This is a genomic window from Nocardiopsis akebiae (genome assembly GCF_018316795.1).
GTDB lineage: Bacteria > Actinomycetota > Actinomycetes > Streptosporangiales > Streptosporangiaceae > Nocardiopsis > Nocardiopsis dassonvillei.
The window spans coordinates 1101190-1119697 of record NZ_CP074132.1 but is presented as its reverse complement, the minus strand read 5'-3'; the positions used below and the strand labels follow the sequence as shown (position 1 = coordinate 1119697).

21 protein-coding genes and 1 tRNA gene are annotated in these 18508 nt (G+C 74.0%); 15 read left to right on the top strand and 7 right to left on the bottom strand.

Annotated elements, in window-relative coordinates; all coding sequences use genetic code 11:
* Window positions 1-64 precede the first annotated feature (64 nt).
* Window positions 65-721, top strand: coding sequence for a Flp pilus assembly protein CpaB (gene cpaB / locus KGD83_RS04805; protein WP_212642712.1), 657 nt, complete (start codon window positions 65-67; stop codon window positions 719-721).
* Window positions 722-826: 105 nt separating this feature from the next.
* On the top strand, window positions 827-1234 hold the full coding sequence (mscL, locus tag KGD83_RS04800) for a large conductance mechanosensitive channel protein MscL (RefSeq protein WP_212642711.1): 408 nt from the start codon (window positions 827-829) through the stop codon (window positions 1232-1234).
* A gap of 67 nt (window positions 1235-1301) precedes the next feature.
* Here the strand turns inward: mscL and KGD83_RS04795 are convergent, their stop codons facing one another.
* Window positions 1302-2408: a M15 family metallopeptidase gene (locus KGD83_RS04795; RefSeq protein WP_212642710.1), complete on the bottom strand. Its 1107-nt coding sequence runs from the start codon at window positions 2406-2408 to the stop codon at window positions 1302-1304.
* Window positions 2409-2828: 420 nt separating this feature from the next.
* Between KGD83_RS04795 and KGD83_RS04790 the strand changes: the two genes are divergently transcribed.
* The 3 genes from KGD83_RS04790 to KGD83_RS04780 all read left to right on the top strand — a co-directional run bounded on the left by KGD83_RS04790 (window position 2829) and on the right by KGD83_RS04780 (window position 3700).
* Window positions 2829-2901 (top strand) — tRNA-Arg (locus KGD83_RS04790).
* A 190-nt stretch (window positions 2902-3091) separates the two neighbouring features.
* Window positions 3092-3418, top strand: coding sequence for a hypothetical protein (locus KGD83_RS28440; RefSeq protein ID WP_249352150.1), 327 nt, complete (start codon window positions 3092-3094; stop codon window positions 3416-3418).
* 63 nt (window positions 3419-3481) lie between these two features.
* Window positions 3482-3700, top strand: a complete 219-nt coding sequence (locus KGD83_RS04780) for a hypothetical protein (RefSeq protein WP_013155098.1) — start codon at window positions 3482-3484, stop codon at window positions 3698-3700.
* A gap of 34 nt (window positions 3701-3734) precedes the next feature.
* Here KGD83_RS04780 and KGD83_RS04775 read toward each other — a convergent pair whose 3' ends face one another.
* The 4 genes from KGD83_RS04775 to KGD83_RS04760 all read right to left on the bottom strand — a co-directional run bounded on the left by KGD83_RS04775 (window position 3735) and on the right by KGD83_RS04760 (window position 7504).
* On the bottom strand, window positions 3735-4496 hold the full coding sequence (locus tag KGD83_RS04775; RefSeq protein WP_212642709.1) for a class I SAM-dependent methyltransferase: 762 nt from the start codon (window positions 4494-4496) through the stop codon (window positions 3735-3737).
* A gap of 91 nt (window positions 4497-4587) precedes the next feature.
* A complete protein-coding gene (locus KGD83_RS04770) occupies window positions 4588-5829 on the bottom strand; it encodes a phospholipase D-like domain-containing protein (RefSeq protein ID WP_212642708.1) in 1242 nt (413 codons plus the stop codon).
* A gap of 145 nt (window positions 5830-5974) precedes the next feature.
* The gene (locus KGD83_RS04765) at window positions 5975-6772 is read right to left on the bottom strand and encodes a class I SAM-dependent methyltransferase (protein ID WP_212642707.1); all 798 of its coding nucleotides are present in this window, start codon (window positions 6770-6772) and stop codon (window positions 5975-5977) included.
* A gap of 141 nt (window positions 6773-6913) precedes the next feature.
* Entirely contained in the window at window positions 6914-7504 is a 591-nt protein-coding gene (locus tag KGD83_RS04760) for a class I SAM-dependent methyltransferase (protein ID WP_212642706.1), read from the bottom strand.
* Window positions 7505-7563: 59 nt separating this feature from the next.
* Here KGD83_RS04760 and KGD83_RS04755 point away from each other — a divergent pair, with 59 nt between their 5' ends.
* From KGD83_RS04755 to KGD83_RS04710, 10 genes are all read left to right on the top strand, one after another.
* Window positions 7564-8019, top strand: coding sequence for a helix-turn-helix domain-containing protein (locus tag KGD83_RS04755; protein ID WP_212642705.1), 456 nt, complete (start codon window positions 7564-7566; stop codon window positions 8017-8019).
* Window positions 8016-8468 (top strand): hypothetical protein, encoded by a 453-nt coding sequence (locus KGD83_RS04750; protein ID WP_249352148.1) that lies wholly within the window; start codon window positions 8016-8018, stop codon window positions 8466-8468. The genes KGD83_RS04755 and KGD83_RS04750 overlap by 4 nt, the downstream gene beginning before the upstream one ends.
* Before the next feature lie 115 nt (window positions 8469-8583).
* Window positions 8584-9633, top strand: coding sequence for an STM4015 family protein (locus KGD83_RS04745; protein WP_212642704.1), 1050 nt, complete (start codon window positions 8584-8586; stop codon window positions 9631-9633).
* 75 nt (window positions 9634-9708) lie between these two features.
* Window positions 9709-10737 (top strand): STM4015 family protein, encoded by a 1029-nt coding sequence (locus KGD83_RS04740; protein ID WP_212642703.1) that lies wholly within the window; start codon window positions 9709-9711, stop codon window positions 10735-10737.
* Complete coding sequence (locus KGD83_RS04735; protein WP_212642702.1) at window positions 10734-11849, top strand: STM4014 family protein; 1116 nt, start codon at window positions 10734-10736, stop codon at window positions 11847-11849. Before KGD83_RS04740 ends, KGD83_RS04735 begins: the two co-directional genes overlap by 4 nt.
* Entirely contained in the window at window positions 11846-12706 is an 861-nt protein-coding gene (locus tag KGD83_RS04730; RefSeq protein ID WP_212642701.1) for an STM4013/SEN3800 family hydrolase, read from the top strand. The genes KGD83_RS04735 and KGD83_RS04730 overlap by 4 nt, the downstream gene beginning before the upstream one ends.
* Window positions 12703-14049, top strand: coding sequence for an STM4012 family radical SAM protein (locus KGD83_RS04725; RefSeq protein WP_212642700.1), 1347 nt, complete (start codon window positions 12703-12705; stop codon window positions 14047-14049). The genes KGD83_RS04730 and KGD83_RS04725 overlap by 4 nt, the downstream gene beginning before the upstream one ends.
* Window positions 14046-14972: an STM4011 family radical SAM protein gene (locus KGD83_RS04720; RefSeq protein ID WP_212642699.1), complete on the top strand. Its 927-nt coding sequence runs from the start codon at window positions 14046-14048 to the stop codon at window positions 14970-14972. The genes KGD83_RS04725 and KGD83_RS04720 overlap by 4 nt, the downstream gene beginning before the upstream one ends.
* 43 nt (window positions 14973-15015) lie before the next feature.
* Window positions 15016-15834, top strand: coding sequence for an HAD-IIB family hydrolase (locus KGD83_RS04715; RefSeq protein ID WP_212642698.1), 819 nt, complete (start codon window positions 15016-15018; stop codon window positions 15832-15834).
* Window positions 15835-15988: 154 nt separating this feature from the next.
* Window positions 15989-16486, top strand: coding sequence for a DUF2087 domain-containing protein (locus KGD83_RS04710; RefSeq protein ID WP_212642697.1), 498 nt, complete (start codon window positions 15989-15991; stop codon window positions 16484-16486).
* Between the two features lie 34 nt (window positions 16487-16520).
* On the opposite strand, the gene KGD83_RS04705 is transcribed toward KGD83_RS04710, so the two are convergent.
* Window positions 16521-17204: a GntR family transcriptional regulator gene (locus KGD83_RS04705; protein ID WP_212642696.1), complete on the bottom strand. Its 684-nt coding sequence runs from the start codon at window positions 17202-17204 to the stop codon at window positions 16521-16523.
* A 67-nt stretch (window positions 17205-17271) separates the two neighbouring features.
* Complete coding sequence (locus KGD83_RS04700; RefSeq protein WP_212642695.1) at window positions 17272-18360, bottom strand: molybdopterin-binding protein; 1089 nt, start codon at window positions 18358-18360, stop codon at window positions 17272-17274.
* Window positions 18361-18508 lie beyond the last annotated feature (148 nt).

Here is an 18508-nt window from a genome sequence, read left to right as displayed (position 1 = left end):
GGCCCGCGCGATCGGGCCTGTGGACAACCTCCGAACGGCCCCTCCGCGGCCTAGCGTTGGGGGTATGACCAACGCCGTCCCCCTCCCCTACCGGCACCGTCGCGCGCTCAGCCGGCTACTGGACCGGCACCGGCGCACCGTCGCCGCGCTCCTGGCCGCCGCCGCGCTCCTGAGCGCCGTCCTGGCCGTGCGCCCTCCGCCCGTGCCCGTCACCCGTGTCCTGGTCGCCTCACGCGACCTCGGCGCCGCGGACCCCCTCACCGATGGCGACCTCACCGCCCGTGACCTGCCCGCCGGGTCAGTGCCGGGCGGCGCGCTCGCGGCCGACACCGCGACCGCCGGGCTGCGCCTCAACGCCCCGGTGCGCCGGGGGGAGGTGATCACCGACGCCCGGCTCGCCGACCCTCCCGCGCGGGCCTACGGCCCCGGCCTGGTCGCCGTCCCGGTGCGGGTGGCCGACCCCGGCGCGGTGGGCCTGCTCTCCCCCGGCAGCAGGGTGGACGTCCTCGCCGCCGGAGGGGGCGACGACCTCGCGCCGACCCGGGCGGGCCCCGCCGTGGAGGTGGTCAGCGACCGCCCCGTCCTGGCCCTGCCGGAGGAGGATTCGCAGGGCGGCGGGGAGGGCGGCGCGCTGATCGTCGTCGCCGCCACACCCGTCGAGGCCAGGAGCCTGGCGGGCCACGCGGCCGGCTCGCGGCTGTCCATCACCATCCGCGGTTGACCGGCGACCTCCAGTGGGCAAAGCTGGCCGGGCGCCGCGGGCTCCCACCAGGGGATCCCGCTCCGGCGCCCGTACGGACACCACGAGTATGTAGGGCTTGTATCCATGCAAGGCTTCAAGAAGTTCCTGCTCCAGGGCAACCTGGTGCAGCTGGCGGTCGCGGTCGTGATCGGCGCGGTCTTCGCCAACCTCATCACCGCGTTCACCGAGGGGTTCATCACCCCGCTGATCGGCATCTTCGGCGGGGTTCCCACCTTCAGCGACCTCTACTTCGAGATCAACGGGAGCCGGTTCCTGTACGGGGCGTTCGTCGACGCGCTGATCTCGTTCCTGATCACCGCAGCGATCCTGTACTTCTTCGTGGTCCTGCCCGTGGCCAAGGTGGTGGAGCGCTTCGTCAAGGCCGAGGAGGCCACCACCCGCGAGTGCCCGCAGTGCTTCAGCGAGATCAGCAAGAAGGCGTCACGCTGCGCCCACTGCACCAGCGAGGTGGTGCCCGAGACCGCCGCCTGAGGCGGTCGGACGCGCCGGGGGGGGCGGCCCCGTGCGGGACCGCCCCCCCCCGGGAAGACGCCGCGGGTCAGCCGGTGTACTCCCAGTGCCAGGGCTCGAAGGGGCTGGACTTGGCCCAGGCCGGGTGGTGCCAGCCGAAGTCGGCGCCGTTGGCCTCCATCCAGAGCCAGCGGTCGGACCGGTAGTTCTGGATGCCGCAGCCGAGGTCGATCGCCTGCCCCAGGCCGTGGTTGCTCGTGCCGGGGACGGCCGCGAAGCCCGGGGCGACCTGTCCGTAGACCCGGTGCTGGTTGGGCAGGTCGCGGTAGGCGCTGGTGATGCAGATGTTCTCGCCGTACTCGTCCACGTACCTGGCGTTGAGCTGGAGGAAGTCCACCGCCGCGTCGGCGCGCAGCTTCTTGTCGTCGTAGAGGTCGCACAGGGAGTTGGCCGGAAGCAGGCCGTTGGCCGCCCCCTGGGCGTTGGCGGCAGCGTCCGGGTCGCAGTCCCCGGCGGCCATGTAGGCCTCCGGGTCGATGCCGCGGTCCTCCAGCTCCTGCACCAGCTCGTTCGTGGTCTGCTCGGACCGCTCGCGCAGGGCCTCGATGTCCGCGGCCAGCTCGACCTGTTCGAGCTGGGTGGTGGTCTGCAGCTCCTGCGCCTGGCTCGCCAGCTCGACCTGCTCCTCGCGCAGGTCGGTGGCGTCCTGGATGAGCGCCTGGTTGTCCTCGGAGATCTTCGCCGCGTAGGACTGGGTCTGCAGGTCCTCGGTGAGCGATCCCGAGGCCAGGACGGCGAGCATGCCGCCGTCGGGCTGCTTGTACAGCGTGCTGGCCAGCTGGGCCAGCGGTTCGCGCATCTCGTTGAGTTCGAGTTCGGTCTGCTGGAGGTCGTAGATCGTCTGGACCAGCTCGGTCTGGGCGTCCTCCAACGCCTCCTGGCGGTCGACGAGGTCCTGGTTGGCCTCCTCCAGCTCCTGGGAGGCGGTCTCGGCCCTCTCGCGGAACTCCTCCAGGCTCGCCTCGGCGGGCTCCAGCACGCCGACGGGCACCGGCGCCACGAGGAGCGCGGTGACGAGCGTGAGCGTCAGCGCCTGTGCGAAGCGGACCCGGTAGGACGGGGCGAAGGCGGTGAGCGCCCCGCCGCCACCCGGTACGCGGGACCTGCGCCGCGCCGCATCAGAAGTGAACGGCACGAATGATCCTCCGGCTGCTTTTCCTCGAACACCTACCCGTGACCGCAAGGCAACGTACTACATGTCCACATGCGGCCACGCGAGATCGGTCCACCGGACGGAGCGGGTCGCGGACGGGCCCCACCCCGCCCCGCCGCCCTCTGCTCCGGGCCTCGGTGAAACACCTGGTCACCGCCGGGCCGGTCAACGCCGAGCCCGCTCTCCCACCGTTATCGACGGTACATATGCGGCCATAACACGACATGCGTCATGAACAACGTCACACCGCACCAGGACAACCAATCGTAGGTCAGCGTACTCCGCCATGCACGCAGAGTCCCCCAACCGCCCGCGCCGGGGGCGGACCGACACCCCATCCACGTCCATCCTGGGTTAGGCTTGGTGCGGTGACGGGACAAGACATACCCGTGCCAGACCCATGGCTCCGTAGCTCAGGGGATAGAGCACCGCTCTCCTAAAGCGGGTGCCGCAGGTTCGAATCCTGCCGGGGCCGCATAGCGCGGGCTGCTGCTCGCCGGTCTTCGACCGGCTCGCAGCGGCCCGCGATGCTTTTCGGGGCCCGTAACGGCTCCCGCAGGCGGCTACCGGCGGTCGGCCGCCTCCGTGGAACCCGCGACCAGCGCGGCCACCGTCCGGCGGATCCTGTCGAGGACCACGGAATCCTCCGCACCGGTGAGCACCAGGTGGTGGACCGCACCGACCACGACCAGCGCCAGGGCCTCGGCGACCGGGCGCTCACCGTGTTCCGGGAGAACCTGGAAGCGGCTCTGTACGGGGCCGTGCGCGGGAGCGCTGCCTTCCGTTCAGGCACCACCGCCGTGGACGTTGACCAGGACGCCGACGGCGTCCGAGTCGGGCTCAGCGACGGCACCGCCGAGCGCGCCGACCCGTCCAGCTCCTACTTCGGCTCCGTCAGCCAGATCAGCGCGGACCGGTGGAGCCGCGTCCGGGCCCCGCGTTTCCGCGTTCTCCCCGGTCAACGGTGCCGCTTCCCCCACGTGTCGCCATGACACCGGGGGCGGCTCGTCCGATCATGGAGCGGGAGCAGGTACCGGACGGGGGAGGTCACACGGATGGCGCACGCGGAGCACTTCCGGGACGGGCAGGCGGAGGAGCCGGACAGGACACCCGCCCGGCAGCGGGGCGGCTCGCCCGCCGCCATCGCCGGGGCGCTCCACCGCACCCCGCACCCGGGCCCCCAGCACTGGGGCGGGCCCCGGCCCCGCAAGACGGACCCGGACCCGTTCTTCCCCAACCGGCTCGGGCCGCCGCCCAAGCGTCGCCGCTCCTGAGCTGGCGCCCGTCCGGCGGCCCTCGGAGCGCGGTCTAGCGACGCGGCCGGAGCACGTAGCCGACGTAGCCGTACTCGTGTCCGTGCTCGCGGTACACCGCGATCTCCCGGCGCAGTTCGGCTGCGGCGGCCGCGGCACGCGGGTCGTCCGGGTCGGTCAGCGCGGCCCGCGCCTCCAGCGGGGCGTAGTACGCCTCCTCCCAGTCGCTCGCCGGGAGCAGGTAGGCGGCCGTGACGGTGTACCCGGCCGCCGTCGCCGCGGCCACGTTCTCGGCCGTGGTGCTCAGCGGGTACGCGGCGTCCCAGTAGGCGCGGGCCCCGGCCGACGGCTCGTCCGTGGTCCACCCGCACTCGGTGACCACCAGCGCCCCCTCGGGGGAGAGCAGTCGGCGCCACGAGGCGAGCGCGTGCGCGAACCCGACGTTGTAGGCGGCGCCCTCGCTCCACACCAGGTCGAAGGAGCCGTCGGCGAGGTCGTCCAGGCCGTCCATGGAGCCGGTCCGCGTGGTGACGCGGTCCGCCACGCCCGCGGCCTCTGCGGCGGCCGCCAGTTCGATCAGGAACGGCGGATACAGGTCCACCGCGGTGATCCGCGCCCCCTCCAGCTCCCGTGCCAGCACCAGCGAGGCCGCTCCGGTGCCGCTGCCCAGGTCCAGCACCCGCGGGTCGCGCGGCAGCGGGGACGCCAGGGAGAGCAGGAGGCGGGTGGTCTCACCCGACCCGGGCCCCTGCCGCTCCTGCCCCTCGTGCAGGGCGAGGGCGGCCTTCAGGGACGGGTCGTCGAAGTCGGGTTCCATGAACGCTCCGATGCGCTGGAGGAGGGGTGCACCGGAGAAAGTACCAGCCCGGCGCGGTCGCCCCCGGGGAGGCGGCGCCGGCCCCCGAGGCTCAAAGGAAGGGCCGCCAGGGGGCCAGCACGGCCTCGCCGAACTTGGCGTACCAGGGGCGGTCGCGCCACTCGCACTCGGTCAGCTCGCGGGCGTTGGCGAGGTCGTTGGCGAAGACCTCCTCCAGGTGCGCGGCCACGCCCTCGTCGAAGATCTCCACGTTGATCTCGTAGTTGCCCGTCAGGCTCAGCCGGTCCACGTTGGCGGTGCCGATCGTGGACCAGCGGCCGTCCACCGTCGCCGTCTTGGCGTGCACCATGGCGTCGCGGTACAGCCACAGGCGCACGCCGCCGCGCAGCAGCACCGAGTACTGGCTGCGGGAGATCCAGTCCGCGACGACGTGGTTGGACTCCTCCGGCACGAGGATGTTGACGTCCACGCCGCGCTCGACCGCGTCGACCAGGGCGTTCTGGAACTCCCGGTCGGGCATGAAGTAGGCCTGGGTGAACAGCACCCGCTCCTTGGCCCGGTCGATGGCCTCCAGGAACATCGCCCGGATGGGGTAGATGAGCATCTCGGGCACGTTGCGGTGCACGCGGAAGTGCGCGTCCCAGTCGGGGTCGCCGAAGTTCTCCAGCTCGGGTTGGAGGGGCCGCCGGTTCATGTTCCAGAAGTCGCTGAAGGCGTTCTCCAGCTCCCACACCGCCGGGCCGGTCACGCGCATGTGGGTGTCGCGCCAGTCGGTGGCGTAGAGCGAGCCCACGTTGTACCCGCCGACGAAGCCCACCTCGCCGTCGACGGTGAGGATCTTGCGGTGGTCGCGGCCGGACTTGCGGATGTTCAGCAGCAGCAGGCCGGGGCGCAGGAGCGGGTACTCCAGCACGTGGACGTTGGACGGGAAGCGGAAGAAGGACCGGGGCACCACCAGGTTCGCGAAGCCGTCGTAGACGACGTACACCTCGACGCCCCGGTCGGCCGCCTCGATGAGCGCGCGCTTGAACCGCTGGCCCACCCGGTCGTCCTTGATGATGTAGGACTCGAACAGGACGCGGCGCCGGGCCCCCCGGATCGCCGCGATCATGTCCTCGAACAGGTCCTCGCCGTAGGTGTACACGGTCGCCGTGGTCCCGGTGTCGCCCACGGGCAGCTCGGCGGGCGCCGTGCGGGGGAAGAAGGCCCGGCGCGGCCGCACCTTCCTGCGCCAGTGGTTGACACCCATGAGGGTCGCGGCCACGGCGACCTGGGTGGTCACCAGCCCGACGAGCCCCCACTTGGCCACCGAGGTGATGGTGGAGCGTCGCACAGTCGCCTCCCGGGCAGGGACCTCCGCGGTGCCGGGCCCGACCGCGGACGCCCCTGGTACAAAAAGTGGACGTCAACCGTATCCCGGGGCACCGGTGGACGGCGGCGCGTCCGCACCGTGTCTCCCGTGACACAGGACTCTCCTCCTACCCCCGTTCCCGGCGGCGGAACGCCACCAGCTCCGTGGTCGGGCTCTCACTGCGGCCCCGGACCAGGCGCCGCTCCAGCGGGTAGAGCGCCGCGCCCGCGAGCCAGCCGGTCGGCGCGGTGAGGGTGGCCGCGCGCAGGGCCCCGCCCCACGCCTTGCGCCAGGGCGCGGGGGCGTCCACCTGGGCGTTCATCAGCATGAGCATGGGCACCCGGCGGACCAGGTCGAACCCGGCCCGGTCCGCGGTGTCCGTGATCCACTCCAGGGTGCGGTTGACCTGGTGCTCGCCGCGCTGCTCGGGGCGGCGCAGGCAGTTCTCGGAGATCACGAGCAGGCCGCCGGGGCGCAGCACCCGGGAGAACTCGCCGACGGCCCGGGTGTAGCGCTCGTCGTCGGTGATGTGGAAGAGCACGTCCATACAGGACAGCGCGTCGAAGGAGTGGTCGTCGAAGGCGTCGAGGTCGGCGGCGTCCTGGCGGACGAACCTGTGGTCGGGGAACCTGCCGCGCAGGCGCTGCACGGCGGCGTCGGTCATGTCGCACCCGGTGACGTCGCCGACGCCCATCCGCTCCCACAGGCGCACGTAGAAGCCGGTGCCGCTGCCCACGTCGAGGACGCTGGCGCCGGACCGGCCGGGGGTCAGCCGGGCGGCCTCGCGCAGGAACACCTCCTCGCGCACCTTGTACATCCACGTGTTGAAGGGGCGGCCCAGGGCCCGGTAGCCGACGCCGCTCTCGGTCCAGTCGCCTTCGAGACGGCGTTCCCAGAAGTCTCGCAGTTCGCTGTGCGTAGCCATGGGACCACTGTCACACCGCGCCCGCGGGAAGTCCCGCCGCAGCGCCGCGTCGGCCCCGGAGAGCCGTGTGCGCCCGGTTTTCGGACATCCCCGCTCCCCCGAGGAGAAGGGCCGGATCCCGCGGCGCCGCCCGTCCGCCGTTCAGGCGACGCGGTGGGCGACCACGCGCTCCACGAACCCCAGCGCGGTCCGGTCGTGGCGGTCGATCACGAACCCCGCGTCGGCGGCCACGTGCCGGGGCAGCCGCCGGGGCCGGTCCCTTCGTGCCTCCCGGGCGCGCAGGGGCCAGCGGGTGTACTCGACGTGGTCGACCAGCAGCAGGAGCCCGCCCGGCCGCAGGACGCGGTGCATCTCGGACAGGGCGCGGTACTGGTCGGGGATGGTGCACAGGGCGAGCGCGCACAGGACGGTGTCGAACTCCCCGTCTCCGAAGGGCAGGTCCTGCGCGTCGCCCTCGCGCAGGGTGAAGCGCCCGTCCATTCCCGCGGCCCGCTCGCGCGCCCTGGACAGCATGCCGGGGCTCAGGTCCACGCCGGTGACCTCCGACCCGTCCCGGTAGTGGGGCAGGTTCTGGCCGGTGCCCACGGCGACCTCCAGGACCCGGCCGCGCGCCTCGGCGCACAGCCGGGCGCGGGTGCGGCCGAGCACGGCCCGCTGCACCCGCGCGCCGCGGTCGTAACCCCGCGACATCCTGTCCCACTCGCCGCGCACCCGCTCGGTCCGCTCGTCCACGGTGCCCTCCCTCAGGTCGGTCCCTTGACCGGAGCACCAGTGTGGAAGTTAATGTCCACATGAAGTCAAGCGAGTCGGAGCTGTCGATCGGCGAACTGGCCGAACCCTTCGGACTGGCCACACACGTGCTGCGGCACTGGGAGTCGGTCGGCGTCCTGGAACCGTCCCGCCGCGCGGGGGGCCAGCGCCGGTACACGCCCGAGCAGCGCCTGCGAGTGGCGCTGGTGCTGCGCGCCCAGGAGGCCGGGTTCAGCCTGGAGCAGATCCGGGAGCTGTTCGGCGCCGAGGACGGTGCGGCGCGGCGCGACCGTCTGGCCGAGCACCTGGCGCGGCTTGACGAGCGCATGGCCCGGTTGCGGGCGGTGCGCGACATGGTGGCGCACACGCTCTCCTGCGAGTCGCCGGACATCCTGGAGTGCCCGACCATGAGGGCGGTGCTGGTGGAGACCTCGGTGTCGGAGTGCGCTGCTACGCATGGCCGCGTACACCCTCCGGACCTGCGGGAGACCCCTTGACCTTCCACGACGACCTGACCGAGTTCGCCGGACTGCCCGTCGCGGGCTGCCCGGAGGCCCGCCGCCTGGAACGGCGCGGGGAGGCGGTCCCACCCGGCGCCCGGCCCCCGGAGCGGGACGGCCTGGCCGACCCCGGGCCGGTGGCCTGGCGGTTGGACCAGTACGGAGACGACATCCCGGAGGCCCCCTGGAGCACCTGGAGAGCTTCCTGGAGTTCGTCGGCGCCCCGGACGCGGTCCGCGCCCTCGTGGTCGGCAACCTGGTGGAGGGCTTCGGAGCGGAGTCCTCCGACGCCGTCCGCGACGCCCTGGTGGAGGTCGCCCCGCGCCTGCCCGGCCTGCGCGGCCTCCACCGGAGCCGGGGTGGAGGTGGACCTGTCCGAACGGGAGGAGCCGGACCTCGACACGTACGACGGCGGGCCCGCCTACTACACCGCCGTGTCGGAGTAGACCCGGGAACCGCCCGAGAGCCCCGGGCCGCCCGCCCGGACGCGGGCGGGTCGGGGTGTCGGAGCGCGCTGGTAGGCATGGACGCACAACCTCCGCCGCACCCCTGGGAGACCCCGTGGCCTTCGACGCCCACCTGACCGAGTTCGCCGGACTGCCCGTCGTGGGGTACCGCTCCTCAGAGGGGTGGAACCGGGAGGCCGGGGAGGAGCGCGAGAGGGCGAAGTGGCGGGGCGGGAGCTTCACCGACCCCGGACCCTACCCGCCCCCGGCGCTGGCAGCGGCCCTGGCCGACCCCGGCTCGGTGGCCTGGCGCCTCAGCGACGATGAGGAGCCCCTGGACGACTACCGGCGGTTCATCGCGCAGGTGGACCAGGACCGGGTCGCCGCCGTCGTGCTCGGGGACATGCGGGAGACCTTCTCCGTGCAGTGCCCCGACCCCCTCAAGCGCGCCCTCCTGGAGGTGGCGCCGGACCTGACCGGGCTGCGCTCCCTCTTCTACTGCGACGTGACCTTCGAGCAGGTCGAGGTCTCGTGGATCGAACTGGGCGACATGGCCCCGGTCCTGGAGGCCCTCCCCCGGCTGACCGAGTTCGCGGTGCGCGGCACCACCGAACTGAGCCTGCGCGTACACCGGCACGACTCGCTGCGCCGCCTCACCCTCCAGGGCGGAGGACTGCCCGCGAAGCTCACCCGCGAGATCGTCTCGTCCGGGCTGCCGAACCTGGAGCACCTGGAACTGTGGCTGGGAGTGGAGGAGTACGGGGGCGACACCACCCCGGAGGACCTCGCCCCGGTCCTGTCCGGCGAGGCCTTCCCCGCGCTGCGCTCGCTGGGCCTGCGCAACGCCGAGCACACCGACGACTGGGTTCCGGTCCTCGCCGGGGCGCCCGTCACCTCCCGCCTGCACACCCTGGACCTGTCCCTGGGCACCCTCACCGACGAGGGCGCCCGGGCCCTTGTCGGGGCCGTGTCCGCCTTCTCCCACCTGAAGCGGCTCGACCTGCGCCACCACTACCTGTCAGAGGTCATGCAGGAGCGCGTCCGGTCCGTCTTCACCGGGGCCGGTGTGGACGTGGACCTGTCCGAACGCGAGGTCGGCAGTGACTGGGAGGACGAGGACTTCGACTACGACTCGGCCGGTTTCTACACAGCCGTCAGCGAGTAGGGCCCGCGCCGTCCATCGTGTCACCCCGGGCTGCTAGATATGTTCCTGCCCGAAACCCCGAGGTAGGAGCCCCCCGTGCCGAACAGCCACCACGTCACCGAGTTCGCGGGCCTGCCCGTTGTCGAGTTCCCCGCGGTCGACACCGAGGAGGGCGGCGCCGCCTACACCGAGGACCCGCCCCAGTCCCCCGAGGCGCTGGCCGCCGCGGTCGCCGACCCCGGATCGGTGGCGTGGCGGCTGCGCGTGTCGTCGGTCTACCCGGCCGAGGACTTCCGGGACTACTTCGCCCGCTTCCTCGCGGCCGTGGACACCGGCCGGATCCGAGCCCTGATCGTCGGCGGCTGGGGCGACTTCGAGGAGGAGCCGCCCTCGACCGTCCCGCGCGACGCGCTCATCGCCGGCGCCGACGCTTTCCCCGAGCTGCGTGCGCTGTTCTTCGGCGAGATCCTCCAGGAGGAGTACGAGATCTCCTGGATCCACCAGAGCGACCTGGCCCCCCTGGTGGCGGCGTTCCCCCTGCTGGAGGAACTGACCGTGCGCGGTACCGGCGACCCCTACCTGGGCGAGGGCAAGCTGGAGATGGCCCTGGCCGAGCACACCGGCCTGCGGACCCTGGTCCTGCAGACCGGCGGCCTGCCAGGCCAGGTCTCGCGCGAGGTCGCCGCCTCTCCGCTGCCCTCCCTGGAGAACCTCGAACTGTGGCTGGGCACGGAGAACTACCGGGGTGACACCACCCCGGACGACCTGGCGCGGGTGCTCTCCGGCGAGGCCTTCCCCGAGCTGCGCTACCTGGGCCTGCGCAACGCCGAGGACGTGGACGAGTGGGTCCCCGTCCTGGCCCAGGCCACCGTCCTGGCCTCCCTTGACGTCCTGGACCTGTCCCTGGGCATCCTCACCGACAAGGGCGGACGGGCCCTGATCGAGTCCGCGTCCGCGTTCGCGGGGCTGCGCCGCCTGGACCTGCACCACCACTACCTGTCCGAGGACGTGCAGGCGCGGATCCGCGCCGCTCTGCCCGGCGTGGAGGTGGACCTGTCCGAGCACCGGGAGCCGTACATCCACGGGGGCGGCGAGCCGTACTACTACACCGCGGTCGCGGAGTGATCCCGGGACGACCTCTGGCCGTCGTCGGGGTCCCCGGCCACCGGCGCCTGGAGCTGTTCGGCGCCGCGGCCGGGGCCCTCGGCCTGCCCGGGCCGGTGGTCGTGCCGTGGCGCGCGCTGGCCGCCGGGCCGGTGGAGCTTCCGGAGGGCGCCCTGGTCCGGGTGGACTCCCCGGGCGGCGACGCCGAGACCGAGCGCCTGCTGCGGGGGTGGGAGAGCGCCCCCGACCTGTACCGGGCCGAGGGCACCGGCGACCAGCACGCCGGGTTCCGGGCCGCGCTGGACCGGCTCGCCGAGGCGGTGCGCGCCACGCCGGGCGCGGCCCTGCTCCAGGAGCCCGCCGACCTGGTGGACATGTGCGACAAACGGCGCTGCCACGCCCGCCTGGCGGCGGCCGGGGTGCCGGTGCCGCCCGCCCTGCCCGGACCGGTCACCGGCTACGCGTCGCTGCGGGCGGCGATGGAGGCCCACCGCTGGCCGAGGGTGTTCGTCAAGCCCGCGCACGGCTCCTCGGCCTCCGGCGTGGTGGCGCTGGCCACCGCCTCGGGCGGACGGGTCCGCGCGGTCACCTCGGCCGACCTGGTCCGGGGCTCCGACGGCTCCGTGGAGCTGTACAACAGCCTGCGGCTGCGCACCTACACCCGCGAGGAGGACGTCGCGGCGGTGGTGGACGCCCTGGCCCCCGACCACCTGCACGTGGAGCGGTGGGTGCCCAAGGCGGGGTTCGCGGGCAGGACCGTGGACCTGCGCGTGGTGGTGGTCGCGGGCCGGGCCACCCACGTCGTGGTGCGCTCCTCGTCCTCACCCATGACCAACCTGCACCTGGGCAACGCCCGGGGCGACCTGGCGGCCCTGCGGGAGTCGGTGGGCCCCCGCGCCTGGGCGCGGGCGACGGCCACGGCCGAGGCCGCCGCCGCGTGCTTCCCGCGCACCCTGCACGCCGGGGTGGACCTGCTCGCCTCCCCGGGGTGGCGGGAGTTCGCCGTGTGCGAGGTCAACGCCTTCGGCGACCTGCTCCCCGGCGTCCTGCACGAGGGCCGCGACACCTACGCCGAGCAGCTGCACGCCCTGGCCGCCGGCCGTTTCCCCGTCCCCGAACCCGAGAGCGCATGAACAGCACCGCACCCGACATGAACGCCGTGGTGGGCACGCACGACATCCTGCTGCTCACCCTGGACACCCTGCGCCACGACGTGGCCGACGAGCTGGCCGAGGCGGGCCGCACCCCGAACCTGGCCCGGCTGCTGCCGGGCGGGCGGTGGGAGCGCAGGCACGCGCCCGCGAGCTTCACCTACGCCTCACACCTGGCGATGCTCGCCGGGTTCCTGCCCACCCCCGCCTCCCCCGGGCCGCACCCGCGCCTGTTCGCCGCCGCGTTCCCAGGCAGCGCGTCCACCGCGCCCGGCACCTGGACCTTCGAGGCGCCCGACCTGGCCTCGGGGCTGGCCCGCGCCGGGTACCACACGGCCTGCGTGGGGGGCACGGGCTTCTTCAACCGGCGGTCGGCGGTGGGCTCGGTCATCCCGGACATGTTCGCCGAGAGCCACTGGGAGGAGTCCTTCGGCGTGACCGACCCCCGCTCCTTCGAGCACCAGGTGGCGTGCGCGGCCCGGATCGCCGGGGAGCGCCCCGCGGACCAGCCGCTGTTCCTGCTGCTCAACGTGTCGGCGCTGCACCAGCCCAACTGGTTCCACCTGCCCGGGGCCGTCCGGGGGGACGGCGACACCCGGGAGAGCCACGCCGCGGCCCTGGAATACGTGGACCGGCACCTGCCGCCGCTGCTGACCGCGATGTCGGCCCGCCGCCCCTGCTTCGCGATCGTGTGCTCCGACCACGGCACCGCCTACGGGGAGGACGGCTACACCGGCCACCGGATCGGCCACGAGACCGTGTGGACGGTCCCCTACGCCCACGCGTTCCTGCCCCGGGGACGCACCGCTCCCGCCGACGCACAGGAGGCGACCGCGTGACCACCGCCCCGACCCCGCGCCCCGAACCGGTGCGCGCCGACTCCCCCTACCAGTCCTACGTCTACGCCTACCCGCACAAGAGCGCCTACCGGCCCTTCACCGAGCGCCCCGCGCTCGCCGACCTGTGGCGCGGCGAGGACGTCGGCGCGCTGTCGCTGTACGCGCACATCCCGTTCTGCGAGATGCGCTGCGGGTTCTGCAACCTGTTCACCCGCTCCACTCCCCCGGCCGAACAGGTCACCGCCTACCTGGACGCCCTGGAGCGGCAGGCGGACGCGGTGGCCGGCGCGCTGCCGGAGGGCGCCGCCTTCGCCCGGGCCGCCCTGGGCGGCGGCACCCCCACCTACCTGACCGCCGAGGAGCTCACCCGGGTCTACGACCTCACCGAGCGCGCGTTCGGGGTGGACCTGTCCGCGATCCCGGTGTCGGTGGAGACCTCCCCGGCCACGGCCACGCCCGACCGGCTGGCGGTGCTCGACGCGCGCGGCGCCACCCGGATCAGCATGGGCGTGCAGAGCTTCCTGGACTCCGAGGCGCACGCGGCCGGGCGCCCGCAGAAGCGCGCCGAGGTGGACCGGGCGCTGGCCGCGATCCGCGAGCACGCCTCGGCCGACCTCAACCTCGACCTCATCTACGGCATCGACCGCCAGGACGCCCGCACCTGGGCCTACTCCCTGGACACGGCGCTGGAGTGGGAGCCCGAGGAGGTCTACCTGTACCCGCTGTACGTGCGCCCGCTCACCGGACTGGGCCGCCGCGCCCGCGCGTGGGACGACCACCGGCTGGGCCTGTACCGGCAGGGCCGGGACCACCTGCGCGAACACGGCTACGAGCAGGTGTCCATGCGCATGTTCCGGCGGGCGGACGCCCCGCGGACGCGGGCGCCGGACCACTCCTGCCAGACCGACGGCATGGTGGGGCTGGGCTGCGGGGCGCGGTCCTACACCTCGGCCGCGCACTACTCCTTCGACTACGCGGTGGGCGTGGGGCGGGTGCGGTCGATCATCGCCGACTATACGGGACGCGACCGAGCGGACTTCGCCCGGGCCGAGGTGGGGTTCCACATGGACGGGGACGAGCGGCGGCGCCGCCACCTGCTCCAGTCGCTGCTGCTAGCGGAGGGGATGGACACCGCCGCCTACGCCGACCGGTTCGGCTCCCGCCCCGAGGAGGACTTCGCCGCGACCCTGGCGGTGCTCGACGGACGCGGCTGGCTGGAGCGGGACGGCGCGCCGGACCTGCTGCGGCTGACCCCTGAGGGGCTCGCGCACTCCGACGCGGTGGGACCGATGTTCTTCTCCGCCGGGGTGGCGGCCCTGATGGCCGACTACGAGGCCCGGTGAGCGCGGTGACCCCCTCCTCCCCGGTCCGGGCGCGCGCGCTCCCGCCGCACCTGACCCTGCTCTACCGCGGCCCGCTGGCCAGCTGCGACTACGACTGCCCGTACTGCCCCTTCGCCAAGCGGCGCGACAACCCCGAGACGCTGCGCGCCGACCGCGCCGCGCTGGAGCGCTTCACCGGCTGGGTGGCCGCGCTGGAGTCGGAGCACCCCGGCACCCGGGTCTCGGTGCTGTTCACCCCGTGGGGCGAGGGGCTGGTGCGGTCCTGGTACCGGACCGCGATCATCCGGCTCAGCCACCTGCCGCACGTGGAGCGGGTGGCCATCCAGACCAACCTGAGCGGCCGCCTGGGCTGGCTGGCCGACTGCGACCCCGCCGCCGCCGCGTTGTGGACCACCTACCACCCCGGCCAGGTGAGCCATGAGCGCTTCCTGGCCAAGGCGCGCGAGCTGGACGGGATGGGGGTGCGGTTCAGCGTCGGCGTGGTCGGCCAGCCGGAGCACCTGGCGGCGGCCCGGCGGATGCGCGCCGACCTGCCCGAGCGGGTGTACCTGTGGGTGAACGCCGCCGAGGGGCGCGCCTACACCGACGCCGAGGCCGAGCGGTGGCAGGCCCTGGACCCCCACTTCCACTACAGCCGCAGCCCCCACCCCAGCCGGGGTCTGCCCTGCCGTACCGGTGACACTGTGCTGTCCGTGGACGGCGACGGCGACGTGCGCCGGTGCCACTTCGTGGACACGCCGATGGGCAACCTCTACGACGGCTCGTTCGCGGCCGGGCTCGGCCCCCGCCCGTGCCCGCTGACCAGCTGCGACTGTCACATCGGTTACGTCCACCTGGAGTCCCTGGACCTGTACGACGTGTTCCGGGGCGGGGTGGTGGAACGTGTCCCGGCGGCCTTCGGCTCCCCGCTCCCGCTCGTGTGAGACGGGTCAAAACCGCTTCGCAACGTCACCGGGAACAGACATAATGCCCACCATGGTCTTTCCCCGGGTTATCGCGACCGATCTGGACGGCACACTCCTGGACGCGGGAGGCCTGGTCTCCGAGCGCAACCGGCGGGCGCTGGCCGCCGCCGCGGAGGCGGGCGTCAAGGTGGTGGTCTCCACGGCTCGTCCGCCGCGGACCACGCAGCACATCGCCGAGCAGCTCCCCTGCGCCGCCGTGCTCTGCGGCAACGGCTCGCTGGCCCACGTACCCGGTGACGAACCGCTGGTGCGCGCCATCTCCCCGGAGACCGCGCGTTCGGTGGTCGAGAAGGTCAACGCGGAGCTGTCCGGGATCGGCTACGGCATCGAGACCGGCACCGACTTCTTCCACGACGCCGACTACCACCGGGAGCCGTGGCTGTCCGGCGAGTGGGTGCGCGAGGTCCTGGAGGACACCGAGACCCTGCTCAGGCGGGCGACCCCGATCACCAAGCTGCTCGTGCGCTCCCGCGACATGCCGGTGGAGGAGCTGCACCGGACGGCCGCGGCGGCGGTCGGGTCGCTGGCGGAGGTGACCTACTCGGGCAGCTACAGCCTGCTGGAGCTGAGCGCGCCGGGTGTGAACAAGGGCAGCACCCTCGCGATGGTCTGCGAGCGGTGGGGGGTGGCCGCCGAGGAGGTGGTGGCCTTCGGCGACATGCCCAACGACCTGGCCGCGCTGTCCTGGGCGGGCGGGGGCTACGCCATGGCCAGCGGGCACCCGGACCTGCTCGACCCCGAGATGGGGCTGCGGACGGCCCCGCCCGCCAACGAGGACGGTGTGGGCCGGGTGGTCGAGCAGCTGCTCGCGGAGCGCTGAACCGCGATGGTCCCGTACCCGTGGCCAACGTCGGCGCCCGAACCTCGCCACAGGTACAAGGCCACGGCGAACGTGCGGCGCCGGAAAAGGCCTGGACCGCCGCCGGGCCCGTCTCCTAGGGTCGCCCCACACGCACCCGGAGGAGGGCCCGCCGTTGCCGCACCCCACCCAGATCGTCTCGTCCCTGGCCGACCCCGACCGCCTGGAGCTCTACGCCCGGGTGGTCGGCGCGGGAGCGGGCGGGCTGCCCGCCGATGAGGTCCGCGCGCGGGGGTCGCGGGGGCGCCGGAACCTGGCCCGGCTCGTGGAGGCGGGGCTGGTGCGCGAGGAGGGCGATCGCCTGGTGCGCGTGCCCGAGGCGTTCTCCGCCGCCCTGGAGGAGCACCGGCCGGTGCGCCGGGACCCGGTGGACGCGCTGTTCCACGAGGGACGGCTGAGCGCGCTGCCCGCCAGGCGCGAGCTGCGCGCACGGGTGTTCGCGCGGATCACCGACCGGTTCTTCGCCTACGGGGCGACCTACACCGAGAAGCAGGTGAACGCCGCGCTGCGGTCCTGCTGCGACGACCACTCGGCCATGCGCCGCCACCTCGTGGACGGGGGCTACCTGACCCGCGACGACGACGGCGGCGCGTACCGGGTCGCGGCCCCCTGAGCCGCCGCGGGCGGCGGGACGGGCGCGGGGCGGCTCAGGCCTCCACGCCGTCCACCTGCTCGTGGTAGGTGCGGCGGGTGCGCTCGGTGTGCTCGCTCATCAGCCGCAGCGCCGCGTCCGCGTCCCGGCCCTCGATGACGTCGACGAGGGCGGAGTGCTCGTCCCAGGAGGCGGAGCCGCGGACGCGGGCGACCGGTGCGTAGTACCAGCGCACCCGCCGGTCCACCTGCGCGGCCAGCTCGGCGAGCACCCGGTTGCCCGAGGCCTCGGTGACGGTGCGGTGGAAGTCGGCGTTGGCCTGGACGACCGCGTCGGTGTCGGCGCGGTCGGTGGCCGCGCGCCCGGCGGCGACCAGGTCGCGCAGCGTCCCGATCTGCTCGTCCGAGGCGTTCTGTGCGGCCAGGCGGGCCGATTCCGTCTCCAGCAGGGCGCGCACGGCCAGGAGCTGGTCGGCCTCGCTCTCGGTGGGCGTGTGCACGAAGGCGCCGTACCCGGGCCGCAGGTCCACCCACCCCTCGTTGCTGAGCCGCTGCATGGCCTCGCGGACCGGCTGGCGCGAGACGCCGAGGGTCTGGGCCAGCTCGGTCTCGACCAGGTGCTGGCCGGGTGAGAGCGACCGGTTGGTGATCAGGTCGAGGATGGCCTCGTACACGGCTTCACGCAGCGGCACGGGGCGCTGGACCCGTCCCGCGACGGCGTTCAACCCCTGTGGGGACATAGGGCGGCTCCATCCGGATGCGTGGGCTTTGTAGACAGTGTACAAAAGGCGACGGCCGAGTGCGTCCTCACGGCAGCTCCACGAGTTCGACGCGCCCGGTCCGGCGGCCGGGCGGCACGACCGCGAGGGCGTCGGCGACGGCGGCGGCGCGCAGGTCGGCCGAGCCGGCGCCGGGCAGTTCCACCGCCAGGTCGCGGCTGACGCGCACCGGCACCAGGCGGGTGTCGGCCGGATGGGGCCGTGTCGGTCCGATGAGCCGGACGCGTCGTCCCAGGTGGGCGGGGTCGCGCCGGTCCGCGCGCCCGGCGAGCACCGGGACGAGCAGGGTGAGCGCGGCGGCCAGCGCGGCACCGGGGTTGCCCGGCAGGCCCACGACCACGGTTCCCGAGGGCAGCACGGCCAACACCTGCGGGTGCCCCGGGCGGCAGGCCACCCCGTCGACGACCATCCGCGCGCCGAGAGCGGCGAGCACCGGGCGCAGGTGGTCGGCGGGTCCGGCCGAGGAGGAGCCGCAGACCGCGACGACCTCGGAGGGCCCGGACGCCTCCAGGGCGCGGGCCGTGTCCCGGCCCCGGTCGGCGACCGCAAGCGCGGGCAGGCAGCGCCCTCCGGCCCAGGCGACCAGGCCGGGGAGCAGCGGGCCGATCGCGTCGCGCACGGCGCCCGGGCGCGGTCTCCCCTCGCGCACGACTTCGTCCCCGGTGACCAGGACGCGCACCGAGGGGCGGACCACGGGCAGCGCGTCCAGGCCCAGGCTCGCGGCCAGGCCCAGGAGGGCGGGGGTGACGGGGCTGCCGCGGCGCGCGGCCAGCGCCCCGGCGGGGGTGGTCTCTCCTCGGCGGCGGATGTGCCTTCCGGTCTCGGCCGCGCCGCGCACGCGCCCGGAGGACGCCGTCGCCCGCTCCCGGGGGAGGACGGCGGTGGTGCCCTCCGGCACGACGGCGCCCGTGGCGACCTCCACCGCCTCCCCCGGGTCCAGGCGGACGACGGGGCTCCGCCGCCCGGCGAGCGAGCGGCCGAGTACGGTCCAGGGGCCCTCACCGGCCACCGCGTACCCGTCCATGGCCGCGCTGTCCAGCACCGGGACGTCGACCGCCGAGACGAGGTCGGCGCCGAGGGTGGCGCCGAGGGCGCCGTCGAGCGGCTCCTCGGCCATGGGCTGTCCACCCTCGGCGCCGGTCACCCGCGCCAGCTCCCGCGCCTTGGTCCAGGGCAGCGGTGTACGCGGGCGGCTTTTTCCGTGAAGAAGCGGAGAAGTTTCCGGGGCGACCGGGTCGGGCATTCCTTCTCTCCCTGTCGTCGGG